The 6,599-nt window shown below is 49.1% G+C and carries 8 protein-coding genes; 6 read left to right on the top strand and 2 right to left on the bottom strand.

The features are described 5' to 3' along the window. The first annotated feature begins 612 nt into the window (after nucleotides 1-612). The 6 genes from rpmH (at nucleotide 613) to RFN81_RS18655 (ending at nucleotide 5,816) form a co-directional block, all read left to right on the top strand. Nucleotides 613-753 (top strand): 50S ribosomal protein L34, encoded by a 141-nt coding sequence (gene rpmH / locus RFN81_RS18680; RefSeq protein WP_015842368.1) that lies wholly within the window; start codon nucleotides 613-615, stop codon nucleotides 751-753. An 18-nt stretch (nucleotides 754-771) separates the two neighbouring features. Further along, nucleotides 772-1,131, top strand: coding sequence for a ribonuclease P protein component (gene rnpA / locus RFN81_RS18675; RefSeq protein WP_264497233.1), 360 nt, complete (start codon nucleotides 772-774; stop codon nucleotides 1,129-1,131). Next, complete coding sequence (gene yidD / locus RFN81_RS18670) at nucleotides 1,095-1,352, top strand: membrane protein insertion efficiency factor YidD (protein WP_010302384.1); 258 nt, start codon at nucleotides 1,095-1,097, stop codon at nucleotides 1,350-1,352. The genes rnpA and yidD overlap by 37 nt, the downstream gene beginning before the upstream one ends. Before the next feature lie 2 nt (nucleotides 1,353-1,354). Beyond that, nucleotides 1,355-2,989: a membrane protein insertase YidC gene (gene yidC, locus RFN81_RS18665; protein WP_264497232.1), complete on the top strand. Its 1,635-nt coding sequence runs from the start codon at nucleotides 1,355-1,357 to the stop codon at nucleotides 2,987-2,989. A 129-nt stretch (nucleotides 2,990-3,118) separates the two neighbouring features. Beyond that, the gene (gene mnmE / locus RFN81_RS18660; protein ID WP_264497231.1) at nucleotides 3,119-4,483 is read left to right on the top strand and encodes a tRNA uridine-5-carboxymethylaminomethyl(34) synthesis GTPase MnmE; all 1,365 of its coding nucleotides are present in this window, start codon (nucleotides 3,119-3,121) and stop codon (nucleotides 4,481-4,483) included. A gap of 163 nt (nucleotides 4,484-4,646) precedes the next feature. Continuing rightward, nucleotides 4,647-5,816 (top strand): site-specific integrase, encoded by a 1,170-nt coding sequence (locus tag RFN81_RS18655; RefSeq protein ID WP_264497230.1) that lies wholly within the window; start codon nucleotides 4,647-4,649, stop codon nucleotides 5,814-5,816. 84 nt (nucleotides 5,817-5,900) lie between these two features. On the opposite strand, the gene RFN81_RS18650 is transcribed toward RFN81_RS18655, so the two are convergent. Next, nucleotides 5,901-6,050 carry a hypothetical protein gene (locus RFN81_RS18650; RefSeq protein WP_014611895.1) on the bottom strand — a complete coding sequence of 50 codons (150 nt, stop codon included), beginning with the start codon at nucleotides 6,048-6,050 and terminating at the stop codon, nucleotides 5,901-5,903. A gap of 178 nt (nucleotides 6,051-6,228) precedes the next feature. After that, on the bottom strand, nucleotides 6,229-6,573 hold the full coding sequence (locus RFN81_RS18645) for a helix-turn-helix transcriptional regulator (RefSeq protein WP_264497229.1): 345 nt from the start codon (nucleotides 6,571-6,573) through the stop codon (nucleotides 6,229-6,231). Nucleotides 6,574-6,599 lie beyond the last annotated feature (26 nt).

Genomic DNA, 6,599 nt, shown 5'->3' with positions numbered 1-6,599 from the left:
GCGGACTCCACTCGAACAAAAATGATCAAAAAGAAAAATATAAGACGTTAATTATGTGACTCATGATTTTTGGCGCCTGCGCCATCCTGATTATTTCATGCACAATAGTGTCGATGCATAATTCAGATAACAGCACACCACCTAGCGTGGTGATTAACCCCGACGATCCCGCAAAAGGATCGCTGACGGGACCGCGGATCATAACCTAATCCGCCACAGAGATCTTCCCCTTCTGCACAGTTTCGATCCTTTTTATCCACAGGCTATTCTTATCGTAATGCCTGACAAGACGATCGTTACGCTAGCATCGATCATGATCTTAATAAACAGATCGTAGAAGGATCCTTGCGCTTTGCAATAGAGCCCGTATAATTCCCTGCCCGCGCGTTTACGCCTGTTCTGTGTCCGGGATATGGCAGGCAGAAATTCCCAACATGATAGGAATGGTTGGCGTATTCAGTGTGATGTTAATTGACTCGGGACTGTACAATTACTACAATCCTGCCTCTTTCCGTTATAGATATGCGATTGAGGCGTCGGTCATTTTCACGCCGAACGGCCAAACGCGTTTACTGTGAAGTTATAATTTTCCAAGTTTAGGTAGAAATCGCCATGAAACGCACTTTCCAACCGTCCGTATTGAAGCGTAACCGTAGCCATGGTTTCCGTGCTCGTATGGCCACTAAAAATGGTCGTCAAGTTCTGGCCCGCCGTCGTGCGAAAGGCCGTGCTCGTCTGTCTGTTTCTAAGTAATAAAAGCTAACCCACCGAGTGGTTAAGCTCGCATTTCCCAGGGAGTTACGTTTGTTAACTCCCAATCATTTCACTTTCGTCTTCCAGCAGCCGCAACGGGCTGGCACGCCGTATATTACTATTCTCGGCCGCCGGAACACGCTGGGGCATCCCCGCATCGGTCTTACCGTCGCCAAAAAGCATGTGAAACGTGCTCATGAGCGCAATCGGATTAAACGCCTGACGCGCGAAAGCTTTCGCCAACATCAACATTCTTTGCCTGCAATGGATTTTGTCGTGCTGGTGAAAAAAGGGGTGTCTGAACTGGATAATCGTACTCTGACGGAAGCATTGGAAAAACTATGGCGTCGGCACTGTCGTTTGGCTCCCGACTGCTAATTGGGTTGATACGTGGTTATCAACTCGTTATCAGCCCGTTGCTTGGACCACATTGCCGGTTCCAGCCAACGTGCTCGCAATATGGTATTGAAGCAATACGCAGGTTCGGCATGATAAAAGGCTGTTGGTTGACGCTTAAACGCGTATTAAAATGCCATCCTTTGAACCCTGGTGGTGATGATCCCGTACCGCCAAAAACCGACAATAACAGAGAACATTAACGATGGATTCGCAACGCAATCTTCTTCTCATCGCTCTGCTATTCGTAACCTTTATGCTTTGGCAGGCGTGGGAAACGGATAAAAATCCGCCAGCAACCACGCAAGCCATACAACAGGCAACGAACGCAGCGACCGGTGACACAAATAACCAGGGCGTCCCTGCCAGTGCGCAAGGTAAACTGATCACGGTGAAAACCGATGTGCTGTCACTGACCATTAATACGCGTGGCGGTGATATCGAACAAGCGCATCTACTGGCTTATCCGGATACCCTAGGATCAGATAAACCTTTTCACCTGTTGGAAACAACATCAGAATTTGTCTATCAAGCTCAGAGCGGTTTGACGGGTAAAAATGGCCCCGATAATCCGGCTAACGGCCCGCGCCCGCTGTATACTACGACACAAGATAGCTTCGAGCTGGCTGATGGTCAGAACGAGCTGCGCATTCCGATGACCTATACCGCTGCGGACGGCGTAATCTATACCAAAACGTTTGTCCTAAAACGCGGCGACTATGCGCTGAACGTTGACTATAACGTCAATAATACCAGCGCACAGCCACTGGAACTCACGTTATTCGGTCAGTTAAAGCAATCCATTGAGTTACCTAAACACCGTGATACCGGCAGCAGCAATTTTGCGCTGCATACTTACCGTGGTGCAGCGTTCTCTTCCAGCGATGAGAAGTACAAGAAGTACAGCTTTAGCGATATGGATGAAAACCTGAACATTACGACTAACGGCGGTTGGGTGGCGATGTTGCAACAATATTTCGCCACGGCGTGGATCCCAACCACGGCAGGCACGAATACCTTCTATACCAGTAATCTGGGGAACGGTCAGGCCGCGATTGGTTTTAAATCCGCTCCCGTCGTGGTTGGTGCCGGTAGTCAGCAAAATATAACGGCTACCCTGTGGGTCGGCCCGGAGATTCAGGATAAAATGGCTGCCGTCGCGCCGCACCTCGATCTGACGGTGGACTACGGCTGGCTGTGGTTTATTTCTCAGCCGTTGTTCAAGTTGCTGAAATTCCTGCATGGCTTCATCGGCAACTGGGGCTTCTCCATCATTGCCATTACCTTTATCGTGCGTGGCGTGATGTATCCGCTGACGAAAGCGCAATATACCTCCATGGCCAAGATGCGTTTGCTGCAACCTAAATTGCAGGCGATGCGTGAGCGTATTGGTGATGACAAACAGCGCATGAGCCAGGAAATGATGGCGCTGTACAAATCAGAGAAAGTGAACCCGCTGGGCGGCTGCTTTCCGCTGCTGATTCAGATGCCGATCTTCCTGGCGCTGTATTACATGCTGATGGGTTCTGTAGAGCTGCGTCATGCGCCATTTGCGTTGTGGATTCATGACCTATCTGCGCAAGACCCTTACTACATTCTGCCGATCCTGATGGGCGTGACGATGTTCTTCATCCAGAAGATGTCACCAACCACCGTAACGGATCCGATGCAGCAGAAGATTATGACCTACATGCCGGTCATTTTTACCGTCTTCTTCTTGTGGTTCCCGTCAGGTCTGGTGCTGTACTATATCGTCAGTAACCTGGTTACCATTCTCCAGCAGCAACTGATCTATCGCGGTCTGGAAAAACGTGGTTTGCATAGCCGCGAGAAAAAATAATCCGGTTGATGGCTAACCGATAGAAAGCGTAAGGCGGTCATTGACCGCCTTATTTTTTTATACGCTGTTTTATCACCCAACAATACGTAAAATAGCCTGACAGACAGGCACCAACGCAGAGAGAATATCATGAGCCATACCGACACCATCGTCGCCCAAGCCACGCCACCGGGACGCGGTGGCGTGGGTATTTTGCGGGTTTCAGGGCAAGCCGCCGCCGAAGTGGCACATGCCGTTCTGGGTAAGCTCCCCAAACCGCGTCATGCCGATTACCTGCCATTTCGTGATACCAACGGCAGCACGCTCGACCAAGGCATCGCCCTCTGGTTCCCCGGCCCGAACTCCTTTACCGGTGAAGATGTGCTGGAGCTTCAGGGCCACGGCGGCCCGGTTATTCTTGATTTGCTGCTGCAACGTATTCTAACGCTGCCCAACGTGCGCATTGCGCGCCCCGGTGAATTCTCTGAGCGCGCGTTTCTGAATGACAAACTCGATCTCGCGCAAGCGGAAGCGATTGCCGACCTGATTGACGCCAGTTCGGAACAGGCTGCGCGATCGGCGTTAAACTCTCTGCAAGGTGTTTTTTCCAGCCGTATAAATCAGTTGGTGGAAGCACTTACTCACCTGCGAATCTACGTCGAGGCTGCCATCGACTTTCCCGATGAAGAGATCGACTTTCTCTCTGATGGCAAAATTGAAGCACAGCTAGACAGCGTGATGACGGATTTAGAGGCCGTCCGAGCCGAAGCGCATCAAGGGAGCCTATTACGGGAAGGAATGAAGGTGGTGATCGCGGGTCGTCCAAATGCGGGTAAATCCAGCCTACTCAATGCATTAGCCGGCCGTGACGCAGCGATTGTCACGGATATTGCGGGCACCACGCGCGACGTATTACGTGAACACATTCATATTGACGGTATGCCGTTGCATATTATCGATACCGCCGGGCTACGCGATGCCAGCGACGAAGTCGAACGCATTGGTATTGAGCGTGCCTGGCAAGAAATTGAACAGGCCGATCGCGTACTGTTCATGGTTGATGGTACGACGACACAGGCGACTGAGCCTGAGCAGATCTGGCCAGAATTTATGGCGCGACTGCCCAAAACCCTGCCAATTACCGTAGTGCGTAACAAAGCTGACATCACAGGCGAAACGCTCGGCATCGAGAGTGTGAACGCTTACTCACTTATCCGTCTATCTGCCCGCACGGGCGAAGGTGTGGACACACTTCGCGACCACCTAAAACAAAGCATGGGATTTACCAGCAACACCGAAGGCGGGTTTCTGGCGCGGCGTCGCCATTTACAAGCACTGGAACAGGCCGCACAGCATCTGATTCAGGGCAAAGAGCAACTCGTGAGCGCCTATGCCGGTGAACTACTGGCGGAAGAACTGCGCCTGGCGCAACTGTCTCTGAGTGAAATCACGGGGGAATTCACCTCTGACGACCTACTCGGCCGTATCTTTTCGAGTTTCTGTATCGGGAAGTAAAATAGTAAAACGCATCAAACCAAATCAAAACAACATTATGATTTTAAAATAATTTTGTTTTATTGGGTGGGAAGTGATTTGAAGGGTTTTGTCGATTCTTGCGCCACGTGTGCGCCACAGATAAATTCTGGCGCACATATGGCGCACAAGATGAGAAAAACCTATGAAAATCAGCATACATAAACGAGATCCAGATAAAAATGGCCTGCGAGCTATCAGGCTTGTTTACTATTATGGATCAAAGACCTCGGAAGACGGCTCAAGAGCTCAAAAACGCTCATACGAGACGTTAAATCTGTTCCTCTACGCCAAGCCCAAAAACGCAGTTGAGCGCGAGCACAACAAAACCACATTGCAAAAAGCTGAGGCCATTCGAGCCAAGCGTCTACTGGAAATGGAATCAGCCAAACACGGCTTAGATGATCGCACTAAACTCAATGCCAGCTTCTTTGACTACTTCGATCAAGTAACAGCAAGTAAAGCATCCGGTAGTAAATCCAATTACTCAATTTGGGTTTCTGCGGGCATCCATCTCCACCGTTATCACCGCCACGCAGAACTCACTTTTGAACAGGTAGATAAATACTTCTTGGAAGGGTTCCGCCAGTACCTACAGCATGAGGCAATAACAAAATCAGATACCTGCCTATCCAGGAATACCGCCTGTAGCTACTTCAATAAAATCCGGGCAGCACTCAACCAAGCGCAACGAGATCGAATCATCACAGATAACCCTGTTGAACAAGTCAAATCCATCAAAGCAGAGAGAACACAGCGTACTTACCTCACTCTGGATGAGGTAAAGGCCCTTACCAAGGCTGAATGCCGTTACGATGTTCTACGAAGAGCATTTCTGTTCTCCTGCACTACGGGGCTACGCTGGTCAGACATACATAAACTGGTATGGAGTGAAATTGAACTGTTTGCCCAAGGCCACTACCGAATAATCTTTTCCCAGATAAAGCTCAAAAACTCGGGTAATGGCCTGCAATATCTCGACTTACCGGATTCAGCAGTACGTTTGCTCAACTTGGAAAACAGGGGAAAACCGACAGAACGGGTTTTTAAGGGCTTACGTTACGACAGCTATAGCAACGTCGCGCTAGTACAGTGGGCTATACGTGCCGGGATAACCAAACACGTGACCTTTCATGCTGGCCGCCACACCTTTGCAGTAAACCAACTGGCCCGAGGCCTGGACATCTATTCTCTTTCCAGATTGCTTGGCCACAGCGAACTCAGAACGACAGAAATCTACGCAGATATTCTGGAAACCCGGCGCACAGAGGCCATGCGGACCTTTCCAGATATCTTCGATGAGTCATCAGACTAAGAGCATTATAACGACCAAACGACGACATCTTTATAAAGAAAAGGGCACCTCGACAGTGCCCTCCAAATCAACCACATAAGATCGTTAGTTTTTACAGCCGTTCTTATCGCATGTGATTTTCTCGTGGGAATTAACCCAGTGATCAGCATTTTTCTTCGTATCAGTGCCGCAGCCAGTGGTGCCGCCTTTAGCACCGCTGTGTACAACACCTGTTGGAGTATGTTTTACAGACATATTGACCGTCCCTAGCTAATGATGTGTTTTTAAAAGCGCATTCGCACGCACATTAAGACTTAGTCATTAAAGCTTGAACTGTCAATTCGACGAGTAACCGTTACATGTCACAGTTAAAGAACGTGACATGTAACACATCCAACCATTCCTATTTATTTTCAAAAGGTTAAACCTCAACCTAATATCTCCGGCCATACAATTTTCGGTTAGCCACTAGATGATCAGCAGCGGCTTTATCAATCTCATCAGAAGACGCCACACGATTACTCTGCAACCAGGCCAAGATATCGGCTCGCCTGAAGAACACCCGATTGCCATTAGGTTTGAAAAATGGGATCTTGCGTTCGTGAGTCAACCGGTACAAAGTGCTTTTCTTTAACCCTGTCAGCTCAGCACATTCCTCAACTGTCAGGATTTCCTTTGTTGTGTCAGGACGTTGCTCGTTTTTGATATGATAGGTAATCAGTTTTTTAAGCAATGACATATCCATCAGCATGCGCTGAAGCATCTCTTTTTCAGTCATGTTGATACTCCTTTACCTCAAAATCG

This window comes from Pectobacterium cacticida, assembly GCF_036885195.1.
GTDB classification, from domain to species: Bacteria; Pseudomonadota; Gammaproteobacteria; order Enterobacterales; family Enterobacteriaceae; genus Pectobacterium; species Pectobacterium cacticida.
This window is presented reverse-complemented; position numbering and strand designations above follow the sequence as displayed.